A 22,887-nucleotide genomic window follows, 5' to 3' on the forward strand; every position below is an offset into this window, starting at 1 on the left:
GGAGGATCCCCGTGATGCAGGAGGATATCGTCATTCTGGACGGCGGGATGTCGCGCGAACTCGAGCGGCTCGGCGCGCCGTTTCGTCAACCAGAATGGTCGGCGCTCGCGCTGATCGAAACGCCTGACATCGTCGGACGCGTCCATGCCGAATTCATCGAGTCCGGCGCCGAGGTGATCACGACGAACAATTATGCCGTTGTGCCCTTTCATCTCGGAGAGGAGAGGTTCGCCGCAGACGGCCGTTCGCTGATCGAACTGTCGGGGCGTTTGGCGCGCACGGCCGCGGCGCGGAGGAAGGGTGTCCGCGTCGCGGGCTGCGTTCCTCCCGTCTTCGGCTCCTATCTCCCTCAGGATTTCGATCCGGTCCAAGCGCCGGCGCTGCTCGGCGAAATCGTTGCGGGTCTCGCGCCCTATGCCGATCTCTGGTTGCTCGAGACGATGAGCAGCATCGAGGAGATGGAGGCTGCCGCCAAGGTGTCGTCGGCGGCGGCGAAGCCGCTCTGGGTGTCCTACACGCTGGAGGACGACGATCCCGATCCGAGCGCGGCGCGCCTCCGCTCCGGAGAGGCGGTGCCTGCGGCGGTCGAAGCCGCGGTTGCCGCGGGTGCCGAAGCGGTGCTGTTCAACTGCAGCGCGCCCGAAGTCATGGAGACAGGACTGCGGCAGGCGGCGGCGACCGTACCTGACGGCGTCCGGATCGGGGTCTATGCCAATGCCTTCACGAAACCGGCCGACGAGAGACCCGCGAATGACGGTATCGAGGAGATTCGCCACGACCTCGATCCCGATACCTATGTCCGATGGGCACGGCGCTGGCAGGCGCTGGGCGCCACGGTCATCGGCGGGTGCTGCGGAATAGGATGCAGGCATATCGAAGCCCTCTCGCGGGGCCTCAAGGCGCCGGGTCAGTCCTCGTAGACAAAGCGGTGGGCGGGATAGATCTTGCCGAAGATCAGTTGGTCGACATCTCCGGCCTGCCGCATCCCTGCCTTGCAATAGAATTCGATCGCGCGGTGATTGCCGGCGAGACAGTAGAGCTCCATGCCGGGCCCGGCCTGCTGCCGGCAGAAGGCGAGGAACCTCTGCCCGATGCCGCTGCCATGCGCCGCCGGATCGACGTGGAGGGATTCGAGCTTCACTCCCTCCATGATGGCCATGGCGACGATCGCGCCGTCGCGCTCGGCGACGAAGACGGAGACCGCAGGGTCGGCGAGCAGCTCGCGCCATTTCGGCCTGTCGGGCGCGGCGCTCGCGATGATGTCCGGATCCGGAACCAGGCCGTGGTAGGCGTGCAGCCGGGCATCCCGGTAGATACCGGCGACCCGCGGAATGTCCGCCGTTGTTGCGCGACGGATATCGAGTCCGCTCACACTCCGGTCCATTCGGAAACCACGGTCGCGAGATCCGGCCGCACCCGTTCCTGCGGCGCGCCGGTGGCGCTGCCGATATAAATGAAGCCGATGATGTCGGTCTCGGGTGCATGGCCCAGCGCCTGCTTCACGCCGGCATCGAAGGCCGGCCATTCGGTCAGCCACTGGGCGACGTAACCGAGCGCATGAGCGGCGTTCAGCAGGTTCATGCAGACCGCGCCGCCGGACATCTGCTGCTCGATAAGCGGTATCTTGTGATCCGGGTGCAGGTCGGCGGTCACCACGAGAAGGACGGGAGCGCGGCTCGGACGGGCGCGCTCGAAGGCGATCATGTTCTCGGTCGCATCTTCGCCCCAGATCTCGGCAAAGCGGCTGGCGAAGACCTCTCCGAGAGCCGCCTGGCCTTTCTCGTGCAGCACCTGGATACGCCATGGCCCTATCTTGCCGTGGTCCGGGACCCGGGTTCCGGCCGTCAGGATTTTCTCCAGTTCCGCCGCGTCGGGGCCCGGCCCGACCATGTCCTTGACGACGACGGAACGGCGGGTCAGCAGAAGGTCGATGGCTTCCACGGGATATGTCCTCTGAGTGGGTGGGATTGACTTAATAGAGACCGGATCGGTTCTATTTTATTTCGTGGACGCTGAAAAGCCCTGGGGTTGACCGGTTTCAGCCATCAACGTTCCGAATCCTCGGATGGCGGCGGCGACCATTCGCGATCCGGCATGTTCTTGCCGGCGATCCGGTCCGAGCGCATCACCTGCATCAGCTCGTCGAGCCTTTCGCGCACGGCATTCAAGTATTTCTTTCCCATGCCGCCGGCCCAGTAATCCCGGAGCACGTCGACCGTCTGCATGTCGTGGCGGCGGAAGGCGCGGACCTTCTGCTCCGCCCGGAACGGGTGCAGGCCGAGTTCCCGCAGGGTGCGCTTGCCGAGCGAGAGGGCGCCTTCGAAGGCTTCGCGCTCGATCGCATGCGCGCCGGCATTTTCCAGTTCGTAGAGATGATGACGGTCAAAGGCGCGGGCGACGATGCGGCATTTCGGATAATGCTCCGCCACGTGACGGACCATCGCGGTCTGCTGACCCTGGTCGTCGAGCGCGGCGACGAAGACCTGGGCCTCGCCAAGTCCGGCGGCTTCGAGCAGGTCCGGACGGGTGGCGTCGCCGTAATAGCTGTGTACGCCGGTCTGCCGCATCCGCTCGACGAGGTTCGGGTCGTGGTCGAGCACCACGATCTTGTAGCCCTCGGCCATCATCAGGCGGGCGATGATCTGGCCGACGCGGCCGACACCGGCGATCACGATGGTGCCGGGCTCGGGGATCTCGTCCGCCGGGCGTGCAACCGAACTGACGGTGCGCGGCGCGACATAGCGCTCGAACAGGATGAACAGGAGCGGCGTCAGCAGCATGGTGACCGCGACCGCGAGGATCAGGACCTCGACGAGGCTGCCCGCCAGCGCGCCGCTGGAGCCGGCGAATCCGAACAGGACGAAGGCGAATTCGCCGGACTGCGCAAGGCCGAGACCGAACATCCAGGTGTCCTGCCAGGGAAGGCGGAAAATTCCCGCGAGAGCAAGGAGTACCAGGGCCTTCACGAGAATGATCCCGAGCGCGATACCGATAATCACGAGGAACTCCGAGAACAGGAGCTGGAAATCGATCCCGGCGCCGACCGAAATGAAGAAAAGGCCGAGCAGCAGGCCCTTGAACGGTTCGATATCGCTCTCGATCGCGTGCCGGTACTCGCTGGTGGAGAGCACCACGCCGGCCAGGAAGGCGCCGAGCGCGGCGGATACCCCGACCAGGTCCATCAGGAGCGCGGTCGAAACCACGATCAGCAGGGCCGCGGCCGTGAAGAGCTCGCGCATCCGGGAGGCGGCGATCAGACGGAAAGCCGGCCGTACGAGAAACCGTCCGGCGAGGATGATCGCGGCGATGGTGGCGACGATTACCAGCGTCTGGAACCAGCCCGGGAAACCGTCCAGCATGTTTCCGTGAACGGCAGGTGCCCCCGCACCGTCGACCGGGATCGGATCGCCGACGGCAAGCAGCGGCAGGATGGCGAGCATCGGGATGACGGAAATGTCCTGGAACAGCAGAACGGAAAACGAGGATTGTCCGCCTCTCGATCGCATCCAGCCCTTTTCGTTCAGGGTCTGCAGCACGATGGCGGTCGAGGAAAGGGCCAGGGTCATGCCGATGACCAGCGCTGCCTGCCACGTGAATCCGACCGCCATTGCCGCGCCGGTCAGTGCCGCGGTGGTCAGCGCGACCTGAAGGCCCCCCAGACCGAGAAGCTGCCAGCGCAACCGCCAGATCATCTGCGGTTCGAGCTCGAGACCGATGAGGAAGAGCATGATGACGACGCCGAACTCGGCGAAATGCTTTACCGACTCCGTCTCGGAACCGCCGACATATCCGAGAACCGGACCGATCGCGATACCGGCGAAGAGATAGCCGAGCACCGATCCGAGACCGAGCCGGTGCGACGCCGTGACGGCGACGACGGCGGCCAGGAGATAAATGAACGCGTCCTGAAAAAAACCCATTACCTGGCCACCGCATCCGAGGTGAGCAACTCGTCGAGTATGTCGTTCATGAGAGGCGCGGCGGCGGCTTTCTCGAGATTGAGTGTCTCGTCGCGAAGTGCGCCCAGCAGCCGCGCATAATCTGCGACGATACTCTCCAGACGGCCTTCCTCCTCGGCGTCCTCGGCAGCGAAGACGCCGAAGGGGGCGATATAGTTCATGCCGCAGAACTTGGCGGTCTGTTCGAACGGCGAGAACAGGGTGCGCAGTTCGTTCTCGTATTTGCCATTCTTGCGGTAAGCGTCGCGGGCGGTGCCGCAGGTCGCGACCTGAAGCATGGTCTTGCCGGTGAGCGCGGTGCCGCCCGTGCCGTAGGCAAAACCGTACTCGAGCACCAGGTCCTGCCATTCCTTCAGCAGTGCGGGGCTTGAATACCAATAGACCGGATGTTGCAGAACGAGAACGTCAACATCGATCAGTCTTTGCTGTTCGCGGTCGATATCGATGTCGAAATCGGGGTACTCGCCGTAGAGATCGATGAGTTCCACACCCTTCATGTCGCCGGCGGCTTCAACGAGCGCGGTATTGGCGACCGAACGATCGGTTCTCGGGTGGGCAAAGAGAACCAGAACGTTCGCCATGAGTTGAATCTCCCCCGAAAAGCCTATCCCTCAGAGAGAAATGCGGTGTCGGGCCGGCAAAGTCCAGATCAACGCGCGGCCGCCTGCCGGCGGCCGCGGCAAAATGAGGCCCCCTTTGGCCGGATCAGGCGCTGAGGCGTGATATCGCCAGCGCCACGGCCTTCGCCCGCGGAACCATGGTGTCGAGGCGGCAATATTCCTTGATGCTGTGCGCGCCGCCGCCGACCGGGCCGGTGGAGCACAGCGTCGGCGTGCCGACCTGGGCTGTGAAGCCGCTGTCCGCGCTGCCGCCGGAATATTCCCCGTCGATCTTCAATCCGAGTTCGGCCGCGCCGTCGACATAGAGCTGGAAGATATCCTGGCTGTCGCCGGACATGGTCAGCGGCAGGAAGCCGCGCTCCATGACGACGCGTGTCTCGGTGCCCTTGAGATGCGTGGTATCGAGAATGGCCTGGATGTCCTTCCAGACCTGGTCGCGCTGCTCCATGGTCTTGAAGCGGACATCGACCTCGGCCGTGCAATGCGGTGCGACGGTATTGACCGAGCTGCCGCCGGAGACGAGGCCGACATTGACGGTGACGCCGGTCTCGAAATTCGTCAGCGTGTGCAGGGCCTGGATTTTGCGCGCCATCTCCTCGATCGCGCTGACGCCCCGTTCGGGCTGTCCGCCGGAATGGGCGGCGATACCGGTGACCTCGAACTTGAAGAAAGAGGCACCCTTCCGGCCGGTCACCACGTTGCCGGTCTCGCGGCCGGGCTCGGCATTGAACACCGCCCGCGCGCCGCGCGCCGTCGCTTCGATCACCGGGCGGCCGGAGGGAGAACCGATTTCCTCGTCGCCGGTATAGAGCGCGACCAGCGGGAAGGGCGCGCCGCCGAACTTGTGGAAGGCCTCGATGATGAAGGTGTTCATCACCAGGCCCGATTTCATGTCGGCGACGCCCGGGCCGTAAGCGATATCGCCGTCACGGGTGAAGGGACGCTCGGCGACGGTGCCGTCCGGGAACACGGTGTCGCGGTGGCCCATCAGCACGATATGCCGGTTGGCGCCGCCCGTCGCGGCGGAAATCTCGGCCCGGATGCAGTCGCCGAAATCGTCCGCTCCGACCCGCTCCGTCTTGATCCCGGCGGCGTTCAGATGCGCTTCGATCTTCGCCCCGACGGCGTCGACGCCAGGCTTGTTGTAAGAGCCGGACTCGGTGTTCACCAGCTCTTCCAGCAGGTCGGTCATTGCCTCGCGCTGGCCGTCGAGCCAGTTCAGGACCTCGTCAATCTTGGATGTCATGTCAGTTCCTTGGGATTCGTAGAATGCAGTCAGATATTCACGGAGAAACCGCCATCGACCGGGATGGCCGTGCCGGTAACAAAATCGGAGGCCGGGCTCGCGAGGAAGGCGGCGATGCCCGAAAGATCCTCGGGGTCGCCCCAGCGCGCGGCCGGGGTGCGGCTCTCGATACGGTCGTGCAGCCCCTCGACATCGATGCGCGCCTGGCGCGTCAGATCGGTATTGATCCATCCGGGCAGGATCGCGTTCGCCTGGATGTTGTCCGGCGCCCATGCGACGGCCTGCGATTTGGTGAGCTGCACGATGCCGCCCTTGCTGGCGGCATAGGCAGCACCATAGCTTGAGCCGAAGATCGACAACATGGAGCCGATATTGATGATCTTGCCGCCCTGGACGGCGAGCAGCGGGTAGGCCGCGTTGCTGCAGATGAAGGCACTGGTGAGATTGGTCGCGATCACCGTCTGCCAGTCCGAGAGGGAGAGTTTGTGTGGCGCGTTGCGGATGTTTGTGCCGGCATTGTTGACCAGGATGTCGAGCCGCCCGAAGCGTTCCTTCGCGGTCTTCATTGCCGCCGCGCAGTCCTCTTCGCCGGTGACGTCCGCGGTGACGGAGGCGGCCTCTACGCCATGCTTCTTCAGTGTTTCTTCGGCGTTTCGGTTCTTTTCCGCATTGCGTCCGATGACGAGGATCGATGCGCCGCACGCGGCGAGGCCTTCTGCCATCGCGAGGCCAATGCCGCCGTTGCCGCCGGTTACCGCAGCGACCCGGCCGCCCAGATCAAACATTTTCATCCCTGCCCCCAACTCTTTTCCATGGCCGTTCGATCGACACGGACACTCTGAGTGTCACCGGCAAAAAGTACAATATCCGCTGCGGAAGGAGAGCGGTGCCGGGTCAGGTCATGGGAAGCATCACCGGGGGGCGATCTGTGCCCGGCGAACGCGCTGAACGGGACGCGGCGGGCCATGGAACGGAGCAGTACCGCCGTGGCGCGCGCAAGAGCTCGGCTTCGCTTGCGAATGAGGGACATTCCACGGCAAAAGCGTGCGACCTCAAAGCATTCGGCATCACGCCATGCCGCTGCTTTACGCCTTCTTAACGACCGGGCGGCTAGCTTCCGGGTTTGGTGCCGTTCAGGGACTGAGATCGGATGCAACGCGCGACAGGCGTGAGATTCAGGCGGGAACTGGGAATCGGGTTTGCCGGCGCGGCTGCCGTTCTTTCCTTGATCCATCTCAGCTTCCTCTGGTTCGAACCGGAACGGGTATCCGCCTATCTGTATGAAGCGCCGGGCCGGAACTGGAGTGCGTCCATTGCTATCGGGGTCGCTTCATTTCTGTTCCTCTATCTCGGACTTGCGCGCGGCGGGCGGGGACCGTCTTCGGATCGAAGCGGGTCGAGCGAGATCCTCCCGGACCTGATCGCGCGGCGCCATGCGGAACGGATCGGCCGGATTGGCTCCTGGTACTGGGTGCTCGAAACCGACGAGATCGTATGGTCGGAAGAATCCTTTAGAATTCTCGGTTTGAACCAGTCGGATGTGACGCCCGGGTGGGGGGAGTTCATCAAACTGGTCCATCCGGAAGATCGCGCCGCCATAGACGAATGGTTCCGGCGGGTCTGGAAGACCGACGCCGAGAATGCCACCGAATGCCGTATCTTGCGCGCCGATGGAACCGTGCGTTGGGTGGAGGCGCGCGAGGGCCCGCTCTATGAGGGCGAGAAGAAGATCGCGATTTTCGGCACACTCATGGACGTCACCGAGCGGGTTGAGCGGTTGGAGGAAATCCAGGCGCTGAATTCGCGCCAGGAAGAACTCGTGTCTATCCGGACATCCGAACTTCAGGCGGAAATAGCGAAACGCAAGGCGGTGCAGGTCGAACTCGAGCTGAGCGAGGCGATGCACCGGAACATCGTGGACGGCGCGGCAGAAGCGATCATCACGGTGGATGTCGACGGTCGGATTATCTCCGCCAACAGGGCGGTGAAGACGATCTTCGGCTATGAGCCGGATACATTGGCGGGCGAGCCGATTGCGATGCTGCTGGAACGCAACGCCGCCGAGAATCACGAAAAGCTCTTCGACAGTGATTTCTTCGCCGGGAAGAGCCGGACTGCGGGGAACTCGACGGAGCTGTTGGCGCAACGGTCCGGCGGGGAAGTCTTCCCGATCGAACTGTCCGTCAATCAGGTGGATGTTCCGGGTCAGGCGTTTTTCTGCGCGATCGTCCGCGATGTCAGCGAGCGGAGAGCGGCCGAACTGGAACTCAGGCAAAGTGCGGAACGCCTGAAGGAAAGCGAGCGCAGTCTGCAGCAGCTTCTGGATCTCAGCCCCGTCGGGATCACGATCATAGAGCCGGAAGGCCTCAACCGGCTTTATGCGAACGAGGCGATGGCCAGAATGTTCGGAATACCGCCCGGAACGCCGCTCTCGGAGTGGGGCGCGGCGGAAACCTATGCCGATCCCGAGGATCTGGAAGCGGTCCGCCGGAGGGATTTTGCGCAAAACCCTGTCTCGGATCTGGAACTCCTGCGCAGGCGCCACGACGGTTCGACCTGGTGGTGCCTGCACTATTCACGCCCGATTGTCTTTGCCGGGAAAGAGGCTGCCATCGTCTGGCATTTGGACATTTCCAACCGCAGGGCCATCGAGGAGGAGCTTTCCCGCAAGGAGGCGCAGCTCCGCTCGACCATCGACAACGCGCCCGCCGGCCTCATTCTCACCGACAAGGATCAGAACATCGTTCTGGTAAATGACGAGCTGCGTGAAATCCTTGATGTCCCAAGCCGGTTGCTCGATCCGGGTAAGTTCTACGGTGACGTGCTGCGTTACATGGCCGAACGCGGCGATTTCGGTATCGGCGATGTCGAGCAGAACTACCGGAGTGCGTTCGACGCCCTGCGCAGTCCGAGCTCCGGGATTTACGAGTACAACGCCGTTTCAGGAAAAGTCTTCGGCGTGCGCCGCCATGAAGTCGGGGACGGGAGCGTGGTGACGGTTGCTGTCGACGTCACGGAGCAGAAAGAAAGCGAAGAACTTCTGAGGCAGGCTCTGTGGGATCTGGAGCTGGCGCAGGACGAACTTGTCCAGTCGGAGAAGATGGCGTCTCTCGGCGGCCTCGTTGCAGGTGTCGCGCACGAGATCAACACACCGGTCGGGACGGCGGTCACGGCCGCCAGTCACGTCCGTGAGGAGACCCTGAGGATCAAGGACGCGTTCGCGTGCAATAACGTTAAACGCTCACAATTCGATAGTTACCTCGCCGCCGCGGATGAAGGCACGCGGATCATCGAGAGCAATCTCAACCGTGCGGCGCAGCTGATCCGAAGTTTCAAGCAGGTCGCTGTGGATCAGTCGAGCGAACTGCGCCGAACCTTCAATATCGACGCCTATCTGCGGGAAACGGTCGACAGTCTGATGCCGCAGCTCAAGCACTATCCGAAAGTAGAGCTGCAACTGGAAACGGATGCCGACTTTTCCATCAACAGCTATCCGGGGGCCTTTGCGCAGATACTTTCCAATCTGGTCGTCAATGCGCTGACACACGGTTTCGGCCCCGACCGGAACGGGACGATTCTGATTCGCACCATGAAGTTCGGCGATCAGCTGAGACTCACTTTCGAAGACAACGGAAACGGGATGGATGCGGACACGCGGACACGCATCTTCGAGCCGTTTTTCACGACCAGACGCGGTTCCGGCGGCAGCGGTCTTGGCATGCATATCGTGTATAATTTGGTAACGACTCAGCTTTCTGGAACCATTCGCTGCTTCAGCAACCAGGGGCTGGGAACGCGTTTCGACATCACGATCCCGCTGAGCCCGGAGACCGAGAATGAGTGACGACGACGAACTGACGTTCGCGGCGGAGGACGACGCTCAACCCGAGCTTTCGGGCGCGGGGACCCCGAAGCCCAAATGGAAGATCGTGATCGTCGATGACGATCCGGGGATGCACGACGTCACGAAACTGACCCTGGCGGACTTCGAGTTCGCCGGACGCGGTCTCAGCTTCATCAGTTGCTATTCGGGTGCCGAGGCATGCGAGGTCCTGGCGGACCATCCGGACCCCGCCCTGATTGTGCTCGATGTCGTGATGGAAAGCGAACATGCCGGGCTGGATGTCGCCCGCTATATCCGCGAGGAGCTGAACAACTGGCAGTCGCGGATCGTGCTTCGGACCGGACAGCCCGGGCAGGCGCCGGAGCGGCAGGTGATCGCCGATTACGACATCAATGACTACAAGGAAAAGACGGACCTTACGGCGACCAAACTCTATACGCTGTTCTGCAGTTCGCTGAGAGCCTACCGCGACATCGTGACCATCGAGCAGAACCGCCATGGTCTCGAGCAGGTGATCAAGGCGTCGGCGAATATCTTCGAACTGAAATCGATGAACAAGTTCGCCAAGGGTACTCTCGAGCAACTGACGGCCCTGCTGCAGTTCGACCCGAGTGCGCTCTATCTGCAGGACAGCGTGCCCCGTGGAGGGCAGGCGACCACCAGTGCGGGCGAGGATCTCCGGATCCTGGCGGGAACCGGTGCCTTCAACGACCTGACAGGGGACGATGCCCGGAATGTTCTCCCCGCTCCGGTGATGGCGCGCCTCGACAAGGCGGTCGCCTCGGCCGCGAGTTCTTACGAAGACGGCGATTTCGTCGGCTATTTCAAGGATCGCAACGGGGCGACGAACCTGACATACATGTCCGGCGTCGGGATGATCAGCCCGATGGACCGTCACCTGCTAAAATTGTTCATACAGAATGTCTCGATTGCGTTCGAGAACGCTCAGCTGCATGAGGACGTCGCCGAAACCCAGCGAGAGATCGTCTACATGCTCGGCGAGGCGGTCGAGACCCGGTCGCAGGAAACCGGCAATCATGTGAAGCGAGTGGCCGAAATCAGCCGGATTCTCGCCGAGGCCTACGGGCTTGGCGAGGAGGAGGTGGAACTGGTCAAGCTGGCCTCGCCGTTGCACGATATCGGAAAGATCGGCATTCCGGATGCGATCCTGAGCAAGCCGGGGAAACTCGATCCGAATGAGTGGGAGACGATGAAGTCCCATGCCCGGCTCGGTCACGATATGCTGGCCGGATCGAACCGCACGATCCTCAAGGCGGCCGCGATCATTGCCCTCGAGCACCACGAGAAGTGGGACGGCTCGGGTTACCCCAACGGAAAAGCGGGCGAGGACATCCATATCTTTGGGCGGCTCACGGCGATCGCGGATGTCTTCGACGCGCTCGGAAGCGACAGGGTCTACAAGCAGGCCTGGCCGATGGAGCGGATCGTCGAATACATGCAGGCGGAAAGCGGTCGTCATTTCGATCCGCGCGGCATCGAGTTGTTCATGCGGAACCTGAGCGAGATCGCCTCGGTCCGGGAGCGCTACATGGACCTGCCCGCGGACGCCGAATAGACCAGACCGGCCCGGCCGTCCGGGGAAACTGGTCCGAATGGATTTCTCGAAAACTTCTTTGTTCCGAAAATCCTGCCGGAGGCAAACTCGGTCCCGTCGAATTTCCGACTGATAGCCAAACGGAGTCCCGCCGATGACGACAACCGCAACCCGGCCCCTGCCTACCGTGGGGGCGGCCATGCCCGTCCGCATGCTGGAAACCTATCGCGACTGGCTGATCGACGGGCGGCGCGATCTGGAGCTTCAGGATTTCTTCAAGGCCGAGACGCTGAACGGGGAATGGAAGCCGCTCGCCGTCGAGATCAGAAAGCAGCTCGAGGGACACGAAGGACGGTTGGGGATCCACGGCCCGTTCTGGGGCTTCACAATCGCCACGGAAGATCCCGACGTGCGCCAGGTTGTCCGCAAGCGGATGATGCAGGGCCTCGACGTCTGCGAGGAGATCGGCGCCACGCAGATGGTGGTGCACAGCCCCTTTACGACATGGGACTACAACAATTTCGATAACAAGCCGGGGTATCTGGAAGATGCTTTTGGCCGTGTGCATGCCGTGCTCGACGACGTGGTGGCGCACGCGGAGAGGGTTGGCGTTACCCTGGTGATCGAGAATATCGAGGATATCGATCCGCGCTGGCGGGTACGCCTCGCCGAGTCCTTCGCCAGCAAGCGGGTGAAGGTGTCGATCGATACCGGCCACGCGCATTATGCGCACGGCTCTACCGGCGCGCCGCCGGTCGACTATTACGTCGTTGCCGCGGGGAACATGCTGGAGCACGTGCACCTGCAGGATGCGGACGGCTATGCCGACCGCCACTGGGTACTCGGCGAAGGTACGGTCCGCTGGCCGTCGGTGTTCCGCGCGCTGTCGGCGCTGAACTCGGACCCTCGGCTGATCATCGAAATCCGCGACCATAGCCGTATCCTCGAGGCTGCGGAGTTCCTGACGGCCGCCGGGCTCGCCCGCTAGACCGCGCTTTTTCTCTCGGTTTGTGCGGCAAGATCCTTTATCCATCCGAGCCGGGTTCGGATGGATTGGGAGTCAGAGATGCGCGATTTGTCGAGTCTTCTGCAGCACAATGTTGCGTGGGCGGAGGGGAAACTGCGCGAGGATCCCGCCTATTTCGACAAGCTCTCGGGACTGCAGGCGCCCGAATTTCTCTGGATCGGCTGCTCAGACAGCCGGGTCCCGGCGAACGTCATCACCGGACTCGAACCGGGAGAGGTCTTCGTTCACCGAAATGTCGCGAATCTGGTCCATCCCGGCGACCTGAACATGCTTTCGGTGCTCGAATTCGCGATCGAAGTACTCGGGGTCAAGCATGTGATCGTCTGCGGTCACTACGGCTGCGGTGGCGTACATGCGGCAGTTGACGGAGAGGAGCATGGCATCGTCGACCACTGGCTGCAGCCGATTCGTGACGTTGCCGAACGGTACGAACACGAACTCGCTGAATCCCCGGGTCCCGAAGCCAGGCACAAGAAACTCTGCGAGTTGAACGTCCGTTCGCAGGTACAGACACTGGGCCGGACCCCGATCGTCCAGGCCACCTGGAAGTCTGGAAAACCCCTGCAGTTGCACGGCTGGGCCTATGGTCTGGAGGATGGCCGGATCCGCGATCTCGAATGTACCATCAGCGGGCCGGAGGGACTGATCTCGCGCCGCGTCGCGCTGCCTGGAACCGATATCGGGTTCTAGCGCCGGTTGCGACCGGGCTGAGCGGGGTCGCCGGCGGAGATTTCGGTGCCGTCAAGGGCGTCGGCCAGACGGTGCGTTGCGCTGCCCGGGCGCAATGGCTTCTGCTGTGAGGCGTGCGGCGCCCATCCGGTAAGATAGAGGATCTGGAAACTTGCCGGAACGCGCCCGTTCGGGCCGCCATGACGCGCCTGATAGATTTCGGCGGCGCGCAGGAAGACGGTGCGCGGCGTCATCCCCTTGCGCCGGGTGACGATGGCATTGCCCTCGCCCATGCCGCGGAGTTCGTGCATCAACAGGAAGACATTCTCGTACGTGACGGTGAGCAGATCGCTGTCGACCACGGGCAACGCGAAACCGGCGCGCTGCATCAGGCCTGCTGCGTCCTGCAGCTCCGCGAACGGGGAGACGCGGGGGCCGGCCCCGCCGAGCACCTCGATTTCGGCTTCCGTCAGCGCTGCCCGGAGCTCGTGCAGGGTCTCGCCGCCGAGCATGGCGCCGAGAAAGAGGCCGTCCGGCTTCAGGCACTCGCGCGCCTGGACAAGGGCCCCCGGCAGATCGTTCACCCAATGCAGCGAAAGCGTGCTGACAATGGCGTCGAAGCTTGCCGGCGCGAAGGGAAGCAGCTCTTCCTCCGCGGCGACGGCAGGTCCGGATGCTGACGCCATTCCGGCGAAGCGATCGGAGGGGTCCAGGCAGACGGTCCACTCGACGCCGAGTTTCGGGGCAAGTCCTCGCCGCAACAGCCCGCTGTGGCTCCCGAGGTCGAGCAGGCGCGGGAAGCGCCGCTGGATGTCGCACATCCGGTCGACGACGCGCTCTGTGATCTCCCGTTTCAGGAAGTCGTGCGCGGCGTAATCCCCGGCGGCACGGTCCCGGTTGCGCCTTACCTGCGCGCGGTCGAAGACGAGCATCTGATCCATCATGGCGCTGGTATAGGCCATCGCGCGGCTCCGGGAAAAGCGTCAATCCGTTCCATTGGCAAGAGGCCAGGGGCTTGGAGCCTGGCCTGACCGGGGAGGCGCGGCGGCGGCGTGAGCGGCAGCATCGGAACTTTCGCCATTCAGAACGGACGACGGCTGTTCGATCTCGTGCTGCCGCCGCGCTGCAAGAAATGCGGCGCCCTGGTGGTGGCCGACGATGCGCTCTGTGCGGCCTGCTGGTCGGCGCTGCGCTTCATCGGCCCGCCCTGGTGCGCCTGCTGCGGACGGCCGTTCGAATATGATGTCGGTGCGGATGCGTTCTGCGGCGCCTGCATCGCCGAGCGGCCGCGTTTCGGGCGGGCACGCGCGGCGCTCGCCTATGACGATGCGAGCCGGGAGATGATCCTGCGCTTCAAGCATGGCGGGGACGAAAGCCTGGCGAAACTCTTTGCCCGCTGGATGCTGCTTGCGGGAGAGGAGCTCTTTCGCTCCGATCCGCTTATCCTGCCCGTGCCGCTGCATCCGTGGCGTCGGGTGCGGCGGCGCTTCAACCAGTCCGCGCTCATTGCGGCGGATCTGGCGCGGATCACGGGCCTGCCGTGGGACCCGCTGTCACTCGCCCGCTCCCGGCCGACGCCGAGCCAGGGCGGCCTCGGCAGGGCTGCGCGGCGCGACAATGTCAGGGGCGCCTTCTCGGTCCGGAACGGCCGACGGGAGTGCCTCGCCGGGCGTCACCTGCTTCTGGTCGACGATGTCTGGACCTCCGGCGCCACCGGAGATGCCTGCATCCGTGCCTGCCGGAAGGCGGGAGCGGCGCGGGTCGATATGCTGACCCTTGCACGCGTGTTCTAGCTGGGGTCTTGCATCGCTGCCGGGCCCATGCTGGATTCGCGGCCCGGCCGCTCCTATCTAAGGTCGGTAATGGAACAAAGGAGTTGCCTCCATGGCCGAGGTCGAAATCTACACCACCATGTTCTGCCCGTTCTGCGTGCGCGCCAAGAAGCTGCTGGAGAGCAAGGGCGTGACCTATACCGAAATCGACGTGACCATGAGCAGCTCCAAGCGTGCCGCGATGCAGGAGCGCGCCGACGGCCGCCATACCGTGCCGCAGATTTTCATCGGCGATGTCGGGATCGGCGGATCGGACGAATTGGCGGCGCTCGAGGCGAGTGGTAAGCTCGACGGCATGCTGGCCGCACAAGCCTCCTGAAACGCCGACCGGGGATCCGATCGATGACCAAATTCACCGTTGCCTGCGTGCAGACCAATTCGAAACCGGAGCCGGAGGTGAACATCGCCGAGGTCTCGCCGATGATCCGCGAGGCGAAGGCGCGGGGCGCCGATTTCATCACCACGCCGGAAATCGTCGGCATGTTCGAGCCGGACAAGGCGGCCGCCCGCGCGAAGGCCAGGGTGGAGGAGGAGCACGAGGTGCTCATTGCCTTCCGGGGGCTCGCGGCGGAACTCGGCGTCTGGCTCCATGCGGGCTCGCTCTCGGTCAAGCTGACCGACGACGAGCGGCTGGCAAACCGCAGCTTCCTGATCGCGCCGGACGGCGCCATCGCCGCGCGCTACACCAAGATCCACATGTTCGACGTGCAGGTCGGCGATGGCCAGACCTACCGGGAGTCGGCCTCCTACAGGCCCGGCGAGGAAGGCGTGCTGGCGGAGACGCCGTGGGGCACCTTCGGGCTGACGATCTGCTACGATATCCGCTTTCCGTATCTCTACCGTGCGCTCGCCCAGGCGGGTGCCAAGGTGCTGTTCGCGCCGGCGGCCTTCACCAAGGTGACGGGCGAGGCGCATTGGCACGTGCTGCAGCGCGCCCGGGCGATCGAGAATGGCAGTTTCGTTGTCTCCGCGGCGCAGTGCGGGACCCATTCCAAGGGACGCCAGACCTACGGGCACTCGATCATCGTCGCGCCCTGGGGCGAGGTGCTGGCCGATGCGGGCGAGGAGCCGGGCGTGATCACCGCCGAGATCGATCTCGCGAAGGTCGACGAGGCGCGCGGCAAGGTGCCGTCGCTGACTCATGACCGGGAATTCGCGGGGCCGAACCTCTACAGCGCCGCCAGGCGCGAGGCCGGGGAGTAGGCCATCCCGCCTAGCGCACGGCCATGGATGCCCGGAAGCGCAGGAAGGCCAAAGCGAAAAACACGCAGCCGATCAGCAGCATGATCGCCAGTTCCGGCCAGACCAGTTCGAGCGGAGCATCGCGATAGATCACTGCCTGCGAGAAGCGGATGAAGTGGGTCGAGGGTGAGGCCTGCATCACTGTCTGCAGGAACTCCGGCATGCTCTCGAGCGGTGTCTGGCCGCCGGAGAGCAGGTTCATGACCACGAAGACCGGAATGCAGATCAGCGCGAATTGCGGCATCGAATGGGTAAAGGTCGCCAGCATGATGCCGAGGGCGGTCACCGAAAAGAGGAAGGTGCACGCCCCTGTGGCGAACAGTTCCATCGAGCCGTAGAGCGGCACGCCGAGCCCTTGCCGCACGACGAATTCGAGCGACAGAAGGACCGCCGCGAGGATCACGAGGCCGTTTGCCCATATTTTCGAGATCATGATCTCGGCGGCGCTCACCGGCATGACCAGGAGATGCTCGATGGTACCGTGCTCGCGCTCCCTGATCACCGCGGCGCCCGTCAGGATGATCGCCATGATGACGATATTGTTGACGACTTCCATCACCGCGTTGAAGCGCACCGCTTCGAGGTTCGGATTGTAGAGCACGCGGAGCTTGAGGCGGGCGGCCGCGTCCGCGGCCGGTTCCTCCCTGCTGACGAATTTTGCGATCTCGCCGGTCAGGACCTCTGAGATATAGCCGGCGCCATTGCCGGCGATGGCCATGGCGGTGGCGTCGACGCTGAGCTGGATGACGGGCTTCCGGCCGCGCTGGATGTCGGCCTCGAAACCGGCCGGGATGTCGATCACGAAGGTGTAAAGCCCCTGGTCGAGGACACGATCGACCTCGTGGATGCCGATGATGGCCGGCGGTTTGAAGTAGGGCGGCAGGAAGGCGCCGCGCAGCCGGTGCGAGAGCGCGGAATCGTCCTCGTCGACGATGGCGACCGCCGCGTCGCGGAGCTCCGTCTCGACCCCGTCCGCCACCATGTAGACGCTGACGCTGAAGGTGTAGACGATCAGCCCCATCAGGACCGGGTCGCGGGCGAGGCTGTAGATTTCCTTGATGCCGAGCCGGAGGATGATGAGCAGCGCGCGCATGGGACCTACCGCGCCTGCTTCGGCAGGGCGACCGAGGAGAGCGCCCAGTAGACGAGGCAGAAAAGGGCGAGCGCGCCGAGATTGGGTGCCAGCTCGGCGGCGGGCAGGCCCTTGTTGAAGACCCCCGCGCTGATTTCCTGGAAATAGGCGCCGGGGAACGACCGGCCGATGCTCCGTCCGGTCTCGTCGAGCGTTGCCACCGGATGCAGCATGCCAGAGAAGTTGATGGTCGGGATCAACACGATGATCGCGGTGGCGAAGATCGCGGCGACCTGGGAGGTCACGACGGTCGAGACCAGAAGCCCGAAACCGGTCGTGGCCGTCGCATAGAGCACCGCACCGACGAAGAGCACCGGGAGGCTCGCCTTCGGGGCGAGGCCGAAGAGCAGGATCATGATCGCCAGCATGGTCAGGAAACTGATCAGCGCGATGGCGATGTAGGGCAGTTGCTTGCCTGCGAGATACTCGAAGCGCGTGGCCGGGGCCGCGTGCAGATTGGTGATCGAGCCGAGTTCCTTCTCGCGCACCACGCCGAGGGCGGTCAGCATCGACGGGATCATGAACATGAGCATCATGAGGATGCCCGGCGGGATCGCTTCGAGGGAGGTGAAGCCCTGGTTGTAGCGGAAGCGGGTCTCGATCGCGGCCAGTGCGGAACCCGTCTCCGCCGTGCCGTCTTCTCTTGCCATTTCTGCGAGGAAGGACTGGAAGGCGCCTTCGACATAGCCGCGTGTCGTCTCCGCGCGGCCGGTATTGGCGCCGTCGAGCCAGGCGGACAGCTCCGGACGGTGCCCGGCGGCGAGGTCGTGTCCGAATCCGGGCGGGATCACCAGCGCGAGCCCGATTTCGCCGCGTTGCATGCGCTGTTCCAGCGCGGTCATGCTCGTGAGGTCGGGCGCGGCGGAGAAATAGCGCGAGCCCTCGAACTGGCGCAGCAGAATCCGGCTTTCCCGGCTGCGGTCCTGATCGAACGCGGCATAGCGCATGTCCTCGACGTCGAAGCTGATGCCGTAACCCATGGCAAGCATCAGTATGATCGGGCCGAACAGGGCGAAGGCGAGACGGATCGGGTCGCGCAGCAGTTCGAAACCCTCGCGCCGGGCAATGGCCCAGAGCCGGCTCGCCGAGAACCGGGCCGGCGTTCCGGCGAAAACGGTTTCGCCGTCGAGCGCCGGGGCGTTTTCTGCCGCGGCCTCGCCGCTGTCCCGTTGCTTTTTCTCGAGATGGCGGATGAAGGTCTCTTCCAGGGTCTCGCACCCGGATTCGGCGACGAGCGCAGCCGGCGCGCCCATCGCCAGCACCTTTCCCGCATGCATGAGTGAGATCCGGTCGCAGCGTTCCGCCTCGTTCATGAAGTGGGTGGAGATGAAGATCGTCACGCCCTCGTCCCGCGAGAGATCCGTCAGCAGGTTCCAGAACCCGTCGCGGGCGACCGGATCGACGCCGCTTGTCGGCTCGTCCAGGATCAGCATTTCGGGCCGGTGCAGCACCGCGACCGCGAGCTGCAGGCGCTGGCGGATGCCGAGCGGCAATGCCTCCGGCCGCATGTCCATCACGTCCGAGAGCTCGAAGCGGTCGGCAAGCTCCCGCAGGCGGTCGCGTTTTGCCGTGCCCTCGATCCCGAATAGGCCCGCATGAAGATCGAGGTTCTGTCCCACCGTCAGCTCCGAATAGAGCGAGAAGGACTGCGACATGTAGCCGACGCGGCGGCGCATCTCCATGCCGCCGCCGTTCATCCGCTCGCCGAAGATGCGGGCCTCGCCCTCGGTCGGCGTCAGGAGACCGGTGAGCATCTTCATCGTCGTCGTCTTGCCGCAGCCGTTGGAGCCGAGGAAACCGAAGATCTCGCCCCGCTCGATGCGGAAATCGACGGCATCGACCGCGGTGAAATCACCGAAGCGCATGACGAGGCCGTGGGCCTCGATCGCCGCAACCTCCGGCCCAAACGCCAGCGGCTCCGGGTTCGGGCGGGGGACGAAGCGGGTCTTGTCGCGGCCCTCTGGGAGCAGGGCGAGGAAGGCGTCCTCGAGATCATCGGCGCCGCTCCTGTGTTTCAGCTCCGCCGCGGTGCCGTCGGCCAGGATCGCGCCGTCATTCATCGCGATGAGACGTTCGAAATGCTCGGCCTCGGACATGTAGGCGGTGGCGGTGACGACGGTCATCCAGGGGCGGCGCTTGCGGATCCGGTCGATCAGTCCCCAGAACTGGCGGCGGGAGAGCGGATCGACGCCGGTGGTCGGCTCGTCGAGGATCAGCAGGTCCGGATCGTGCACCAGGGCGCAGCAGAGCGCCAGTTTCTGCTTCATGCCGCCCGACAGTTTCTCCGCCGGGCGCTCCCGGAACGGGGCGAGACCGGTTGTCCGGAGCAGTTCGTCGGCGCGGCGTCGCCGTTCGCCCTCGTCCTGGCCGTAAAGCCTGGCGAAGAAGTCCAGATTCTCCGCGACCGACAAGGTCGGGTAGAGGTTCTTGCCGAGGCCCTGCGGCATGTAGGCGATACGGCCGCAGACCCGGCGCCGGTGGGCACTCCGCCGAAGGTTACCGTCGAAGACCTCGACGGTTCCGCCCTGGATTCTGCGGGTGCCGGAGATAAGGGCCAGAAGGGTGGATTTTCCGACGCCGTCCGGTCCGATCACCGCGACGGCGCTGCCCGTCGCGATTTCAAGGTCGATGCCGTCAAGCGCGACGGTCCGGCCGTAGCGGTGGCCGACACCGGCAAGACGGATCGGCGCGCCGCCGTCAGCCATCGCGCGGCGGCAGGTTGACCGCGAACTCGTCCGGCCAGGGCAGTTCCGTCGCCGTCCTGACGATGGCTATGCCCGGTATGCCCGCCTTCACGATCCGTTCGTAGCCGTCGAGGATCTCCGCCGGGATCGAGACCTTGACGCGAAACATCAGCTTGTCGCGCTCGCTTTCAGTCTCGACATAGCGCGGCGTGAACTGCGCTTCCGAAGCGACGAACGTGACCCGCGCGGGGATCACGTATTGCGGGGCGGCGTCGAAGATCAGCCGCGCCTCCGCACCATAGGCGATGCGGCCGGCGTCGCGCGTCGGCAGGTAGATCGTCATGTAGACGCGCGTCAGATCGAGCATGGTGACGATCTTGCCTCCGGCGCCGACGATCTCGCCCGGCTCGGCGAGACGGTACTGGACGCGGCCGGAAACGGGCGCGGTGATGACGTATTCCTGCAGATCGGCGCGAATGCGCGCGACCGTCGCCTTGCGGGCTTCGATCGCCGCCCGCGCACGGGCGATCCCGGCATCGGCGGAGGCGAGGGCGGCGACAGCCGTGGCGCGCTCGGTGCGGCGGCGGTCCAGCGTCTCGCCGCTGGCGAACCCCTTTGCGCCGAGGGTTTCGGCGCGTTTCATTTCCTGATCCGCGAGGGAGAGCTCGCTCTTGCGCTGGCTCTGCAGTGCGAGAGCCTCGTTCAGCGCCTCCTCGGCCTGGACGACGGCGGCTTCGGCCTCCCGCAACTGTGCGGTGATCTCGGTTGCGTCCAGGCGGGCGACCACGGTGCCGCTCTCGATTTGCATGCCTTCGGAGACGAGAACCTCGCTGAGGCGTCCCGGGAACTTGCTCGCGACATCCACCCGTTCCGCCTCGAGCCGGCCGTTGCCCTGGGCAAAACCATCCGGCGGGCCATCCTCGCGGTGCGTGTACCAGTAGGCGCCGCCCGCGAGGGCCGCGAGCAGGACCGCGATGAGAAGGGTGCGATAGCCGAGCATTCTGCCGTCCCCTGGATCCTCAATGATCGTCCGGTACCGGAGCGGGTCCGCATTCACCTAACGCGAATCGGGAGCAGGCGTCACGCTAACTCTACTGTGGCGCGGCGAAGGGTCTCAGGCGAGGCCTTTCTTGCCGATCTCGAGGAACTTGCGCCGCCGGTCGGCCTTCAGCTTGCCGCCGTCGGTGCCGACCAGTTGCCGGAGCGAGGCTTCGACCGCGTCGCCGAGGGACGAGAGCGCGGTTCCGGCGTCCCGGTGCGCGGCACCGAGCGGCTCCGGCACGATCTCGTCGATCACGCCGAGTTTCTTCAGGTCCTGCGCCGTCAGTTTCAGCGCTTCCGCCGCGTCTTTCGTATGTTCGCCGCTGCGCCATAGGATCGAGGCACAGCCTTCCGGCGAGATCACCGAATAGATCGCATGTTCGAACATCAGCACACGGTTCGCCGCCGCCAGCGCCACGGCGCCGCCGGAACCACCCTCGCCGACAACCGAGGCGATGACCGGGACCTGCAGAGAGAGGCAAGCCTCGATCGACTTGGCGATGGCTTCCGCCTGGCCACGTTCCTCGGCGCCGATGCCGGGATAGGCACCCGCGGTATCGACGAAAGTCAGGACCGGCAGCCTGAACCTCTCGGCCATTTCCATCAGGCGGCGCGCCTTGCGGTAGCCTTCGGGTTTCGCCATGCCGAAATTGTGCCGGATGCGTTCTTCCGTCGTGCCGCCCTTCTCGTTCCCGATGATGACGGCGGAATATCCCCGGAAGCGGCCGATGCCGCCGATGATCGCCTGATCCTCGCCGAAGGAACGGTCGCCGGCGAGCGGAGTGAAGTCCTCGACCAGGTGGGACAGCACCTGCTTGAAGTGCGGCCGGTCCGGATGCCGGGCGACCTGCACTTTTTGCCACGGGGTCAGCTTCTGATACGACTGCCTGAGCTGCCTTTCGACCTTCCCCTGCAGCTTGCCAACCTCTTCCGCGATATTGATATCGCCCTCGGAAGAGAGGTGCCGCAATTCCTCGATCTTGCCCTCTAGGTCGGCAATCGGCTTTTCGAAGTCCAGAAAGACGCGCATATCGCTCGAATCACTGTGTTTGGAAGCGCCGCACCATAAACGTCCGGGCAGCGGGTTACAACGTCTGGATTTCCGCTTCGTGTCAGGTCTTCGCTGCGGCTTTTGCCAGCGGATGATGTTCGGTGACCAGCGATTTCAGGCGCTCGGCGAGGACGTGCGTGTAGATCTGCGTCGTCGAGATATCCGCATGGCCGAGCATCTGCTGCACACTTCGCAGGTCGGCTCCGTGATCCAGCAGATGGGTGGCGAAGGCATGCCGCAACACATGCGGCGAAACCGCGGCCGGGCGAAGACCGCATTCGGCGGCAAGCTCCTTCAGCAGCTGTCCCAAGCGGCGCCGGGTCAGATGGCCTTCGCTGCTGCGCGAAGGGAACAGGAAGGGCGAGGTGGCGCCTTCCGGCAGGTAGCCGGCGCGCACCTCCTTGAAGGCGGCGATCGCGTCGCGCGCGGCCTCGGTTAGCGGAACCATGCGCTCCTTGCCGCCCTTGCCGCGGACGATCAGCACGCGCGGGTCGCGGGCAACAGCCGCAAGCGGAAGGGCGACGAGTTCGGAGACCCGCAGACCGCTCGCATAGAGGACTTCCAGCAGGCAGGTCAGGCGGAGCCCGTCCGGCCCCTCCCTGCCCCGGGCCGCGGCGAGCAGCAGGTCGACGTCTGTCTCGCTCAGGATCTTGGGCAGCGGCCGGCCCTGGCGCGGGCTGTCGATCACCGTGGATGGGTCGTCCCTCCGGTCACCCTCGCTGAAGAGGAAGCGGTAGAACTGCCGGATCGCCGATAGCCGCCTTGCCGCCGTGCGCGGCGCCATGCCCGCGGCCTCGAGATCTGCCAGATAGGCCCGGATATCGTCGCTGCCGGCCTCTCCGAGCGTGCGTTTGCGTGCCGCAAGCGTCGAGGCGAAGTCGGTCAGGTCGCGGCGATAGGCCTCGATCGTGTTGGCCGAGGCGCCGCGTTCCGCGAGGAGCATTTCGAGGAACCGTTCGACCGATCCGGCATCCCCGCCCATCGG

The 22,887-nt window shown here is 64.5% G+C and carries 20 protein-coding genes; 8 read left to right on the forward strand and 12 right to left on the reverse strand.

Annotated elements, in window-relative coordinates:
- The first annotated feature begins 14 nt into the window (after positions 1-14).
- The gene (locus ACOOE1_RS17075; protein WP_420403405.1) at positions 15-920 is read left to right on the forward strand and encodes a homocysteine S-methyltransferase family protein; all 906 of its coding nucleotides are present in this window, start codon (positions 15-17) and stop codon (positions 918-920) included.
- Here the strand turns inward: ACOOE1_RS17075 and ACOOE1_RS17080 are convergent.
- The 6 genes from ACOOE1_RS17080 to ACOOE1_RS17105 all read right to left on the reverse strand — a co-directional run bounded on the left by ACOOE1_RS17080 (position 908) and on the right by ACOOE1_RS17105 (position 6,610).
- The gene (locus ACOOE1_RS17080) at positions 908-1,372 is read right to left on the reverse strand and encodes a GNAT family N-acetyltransferase (protein WP_420403406.1); all 465 of its coding nucleotides are present in this window, start codon (positions 1,370-1,372) and stop codon (positions 908-910) included. The two genes, ACOOE1_RS17075 and ACOOE1_RS17080, sit on opposite strands and share 13 nt — an antisense overlap.
- Positions 1,369-1,941 (reverse strand): nitroreductase family protein, encoded by a 573-nt coding sequence (locus ACOOE1_RS17085; RefSeq protein WP_420403407.1) that lies wholly within the window; start codon positions 1,939-1,941, stop codon positions 1,369-1,371. Before ACOOE1_RS17085 ends, ACOOE1_RS17080 begins: the two co-directional genes overlap by 4 nt.
- A 104-nt stretch (positions 1,942-2,045) precedes the next feature.
- A complete protein-coding gene (locus tag ACOOE1_RS17090; RefSeq protein ID WP_420403408.1) occupies positions 2,046-3,920 on the reverse strand; it encodes a monovalent cation:proton antiporter-2 (CPA2) family protein in 1,875 nt (624 codons plus the stop codon).
- The gene (locus ACOOE1_RS17095) at positions 3,920-4,540 is read right to left on the reverse strand and encodes an NAD(P)H-dependent oxidoreductase (RefSeq protein ID WP_420403409.1); all 621 of its coding nucleotides are present in this window, start codon (positions 4,538-4,540) and stop codon (positions 3,920-3,922) included. Before ACOOE1_RS17095 ends, ACOOE1_RS17090 begins: the two co-directional genes overlap by 1 nt.
- Before the next feature lie 124 nt (positions 4,541-4,664).
- Positions 4,665-5,825, reverse strand: coding sequence for a M20 family metallopeptidase (locus ACOOE1_RS17100; RefSeq protein ID WP_420403410.1), 1,161 nt, complete (start codon positions 5,823-5,825; stop codon positions 4,665-4,667).
- A gap of 29 nt (positions 5,826-5,854) precedes the next feature.
- Entirely contained in the window at positions 5,855-6,610 is a 756-nt protein-coding gene (locus tag ACOOE1_RS17105; protein ID WP_420403411.1) for an SDR family NAD(P)-dependent oxidoreductase, read from the reverse strand.
- 365 nt (positions 6,611-6,975) lie between these two features.
- On the opposite strand from ACOOE1_RS17105, the gene ACOOE1_RS17110 reads away from it, so the two are divergent.
- From ACOOE1_RS17110 to can, 4 genes are all read left to right on the forward strand, one after another.
- Positions 6,976-9,669 (forward strand): PAS domain S-box protein, encoded by a 2,694-nt coding sequence (locus ACOOE1_RS17110; protein WP_420403412.1) that lies wholly within the window; start codon positions 6,976-6,978, stop codon positions 9,667-9,669.
- Entirely contained in the window at positions 9,662-11,245 is a 1,584-nt protein-coding gene (locus tag ACOOE1_RS17115; protein WP_420403413.1) for a DUF3369 domain-containing protein, read from the forward strand. Before ACOOE1_RS17110 ends, ACOOE1_RS17115 begins: the two co-directional genes overlap by 8 nt.
- Positions 11,246-11,378: 133 nt before the next feature.
- Positions 11,379-12,212, forward strand: a complete 834-nt coding sequence (locus ACOOE1_RS17120; protein WP_420403414.1) for a sugar phosphate isomerase/epimerase family protein — start codon at positions 11,379-11,381, stop codon at positions 12,210-12,212.
- 78 nt (positions 12,213-12,290) lie between these two features.
- The gene (gene can / locus ACOOE1_RS17125) at positions 12,291-12,941 is read left to right on the forward strand and encodes a carbonate dehydratase (protein WP_420403415.1); all 651 of its coding nucleotides are present in this window, start codon (positions 12,291-12,293) and stop codon (positions 12,939-12,941) included.
- Here the strand turns inward: can and ACOOE1_RS17130 are convergent.
- Entirely contained in the window at positions 12,938-13,882 is a 945-nt protein-coding gene (locus ACOOE1_RS17130; protein ID WP_420403416.1) for a methyltransferase domain-containing protein, read from the reverse strand. The two genes, can and ACOOE1_RS17130, sit on opposite strands and share 4 nt — an antisense overlap.
- Positions 13,883-13,972: 90 nt before the next feature.
- On the opposite strand from ACOOE1_RS17130, the gene ACOOE1_RS17135 reads away from it, so the two are divergent.
- The 3 genes from ACOOE1_RS17135 to ACOOE1_RS17145 all read left to right on the forward strand — a co-directional run bounded on the left by ACOOE1_RS17135 (position 13,973) and on the right by ACOOE1_RS17145 (position 15,955).
- On the forward strand, positions 13,973-14,713 hold the full coding sequence (locus ACOOE1_RS17135; RefSeq protein ID WP_420403417.1) for a ComF family protein: 741 nt from the start codon (positions 13,973-13,975) through the stop codon (positions 14,711-14,713).
- Positions 14,714-14,804: 91 nt separating this feature from the next.
- A complete protein-coding gene (gene grxC, locus ACOOE1_RS17140; protein ID WP_420403418.1) occupies positions 14,805-15,071 on the forward strand; it encodes a glutaredoxin 3 in 267 nt (88 codons plus the stop codon).
- 23 nt (positions 15,072-15,094) lie between these two features.
- Positions 15,095-15,955 (forward strand): carbon-nitrogen hydrolase family protein, encoded by an 861-nt coding sequence (locus tag ACOOE1_RS17145; protein ID WP_420403419.1) that lies wholly within the window; start codon positions 15,095-15,097, stop codon positions 15,953-15,955.
- Between the two features lie 10 nt (positions 15,956-15,965).
- Here the strand turns inward: ACOOE1_RS17145 and ACOOE1_RS17150 are convergent, their stop codons facing one another.
- From ACOOE1_RS17150 to xerD, 5 genes are all read right to left on the reverse strand, one after another.
- Positions 15,966-17,087 carry an ABC transporter permease gene (locus ACOOE1_RS17150; protein WP_420403420.1) on the reverse strand — a complete coding sequence of 374 codons (1,122 nt, stop codon included), beginning with the start codon at positions 17,085-17,087 and terminating at the stop codon, positions 15,966-15,968.
- Positions 17,088-17,092: 5 nt separating this feature from the next.
- Positions 17,093-19,831: a ribosome-associated ATPase/putative transporter RbbA gene (rbbA, locus tag ACOOE1_RS17155; RefSeq protein WP_420403421.1), complete on the reverse strand. Its 2,739-nt coding sequence runs from the start codon at positions 19,829-19,831 to the stop codon at positions 17,093-17,095.
- A complete protein-coding gene (locus tag ACOOE1_RS17160) occupies positions 19,824-20,810 on the reverse strand; it encodes an HlyD family secretion protein (RefSeq protein WP_420403422.1) in 987 nt (328 codons plus the stop codon). The genes rbbA and ACOOE1_RS17160 overlap by 8 nt, the downstream gene beginning before the upstream one ends.
- Positions 20,811-20,924: 114 nt before the next feature.
- Complete coding sequence (locus ACOOE1_RS17165; RefSeq protein ID WP_420403423.1) at positions 20,925-21,881, reverse strand: acetyl-CoA carboxylase carboxyltransferase subunit alpha; 957 nt, start codon at positions 21,879-21,881, stop codon at positions 20,925-20,927.
- An 82-nt stretch (positions 21,882-21,963) separates the two neighbouring features.
- Positions 21,964-22,884 (reverse strand): site-specific tyrosine recombinase XerD, encoded by a 921-nt coding sequence (xerD, locus tag ACOOE1_RS17170; RefSeq protein ID WP_420403424.1) that lies wholly within the window; start codon positions 22,882-22,884, stop codon positions 21,964-21,966.
- Positions 22,885-22,887: the final 3 nt, after the last annotated feature.

Source organism: Nisaea sp., assembly GCF_965216895.1.
Lineage (GTDB): Bacteria > Pseudomonadota > Alphaproteobacteria > Thalassobaculales > Thalassobaculaceae > Nisaea.

What these genes read in the sequence shown, in the direction of transcription:
- ACOOE1_RS17075 (WP_420403405.1), top strand. Translation starts at nt 15, where the DNA reads ATGCAGGAGGATATCGTCATTCTGGACGGCGGGATGTCGCGCGAACTC.
- ACOOE1_RS17090 (WP_420403408.1), bottom strand. Translation starts at nt 3,920, where the DNA reads ATGGGTTTTTTTCAGGACGCGTTCATTTATCTCCTGGCCGCCGTCGTC.
- ACOOE1_RS17095 (WP_420403409.1), bottom strand. Translation starts at nt 4,540, where the DNA reads ATGGCGAACGTTCTGGTTCTCTTTGCCCACCCGAGAACCGATCGTTCG.
- ACOOE1_RS17100 (WP_420403410.1), bottom strand. Translation starts at nt 5,825, where the DNA reads ATGACATCCAAGATTGACGAGGTCCTGAACTGGCTCGACGGCCAGCGC.
- ACOOE1_RS17105 (WP_420403411.1), bottom strand. Translation starts at nt 6,610, where the DNA reads ATGTTTGATCTGGGCGGCCGGGTCGCTGCGGTAACCGGCGGCAACGGC.
- ACOOE1_RS17110 (WP_420403412.1), top strand. Translation starts at nt 6,976, where the DNA reads ATGCAACGCGCGACAGGCGTGAGATTCAGGCGGGAACTGGGAATCGGG.
- ACOOE1_RS17115 (WP_420403413.1), top strand. Translation starts at nt 9,662, where the DNA reads ATGAGTGACGACGACGAACTGACGTTCGCGGCGGAGGACGACGCTCAA.
- ACOOE1_RS17120 (WP_420403414.1), top strand. Translation starts at nt 11,379, where the DNA reads ATGACGACAACCGCAACCCGGCCCCTGCCTACCGTGGGGGCGGCCATG.
- can (WP_420403415.1), top strand. Translation starts at nt 12,291, where the DNA reads ATGCGCGATTTGTCGAGTCTTCTGCAGCACAATGTTGCGTGGGCGGAG.
- ACOOE1_RS17130 (WP_420403416.1), bottom strand. Translation starts at nt 13,882, where the DNA reads ATGGCCTATACCAGCGCCATGATGGATCAGATGCTCGTCTTCGACCGC.
- grxC (WP_420403418.1), top strand. Translation starts at nt 14,805, where the DNA reads ATGGCCGAGGTCGAAATCTACACCACCATGTTCTGCCCGTTCTGCGTG.
- ACOOE1_RS17145 (WP_420403419.1), top strand. Translation starts at nt 15,095, where the DNA reads ATGACCAAATTCACCGTTGCCTGCGTGCAGACCAATTCGAAACCGGAG.
- ACOOE1_RS17150 (WP_420403420.1), bottom strand. Translation starts at nt 17,087, where the DNA reads ATGCGCGCGCTGCTCATCATCCTCCGGCTCGGCATCAAGGAAATCTAC.
- rbbA (WP_420403421.1), bottom strand. Translation starts at nt 19,831, where the DNA reads ATGGCTGACGGCGGCGCGCCGATCCGTCTTGCCGGTGTCGGCCACCGC.
- ACOOE1_RS17160 (WP_420403422.1), bottom strand. Translation starts at nt 20,810, where the DNA reads ATGCTCGGCTATCGCACCCTTCTCATCGCGGTCCTGCTCGCGGCCCTC.
- ACOOE1_RS17165 (WP_420403423.1), bottom strand. Translation starts at nt 21,881, where the DNA reads ATGCGCGTCTTTCTGGACTTCGAAAAGCCGATTGCCGACCTAGAGGGC.
- xerD (WP_420403424.1), bottom strand. Translation starts at nt 22,884, where the DNA reads ATGGGCGGGGATGCCGGATCGGTCGAACGGTTCCTCGAAATGCTCCTC.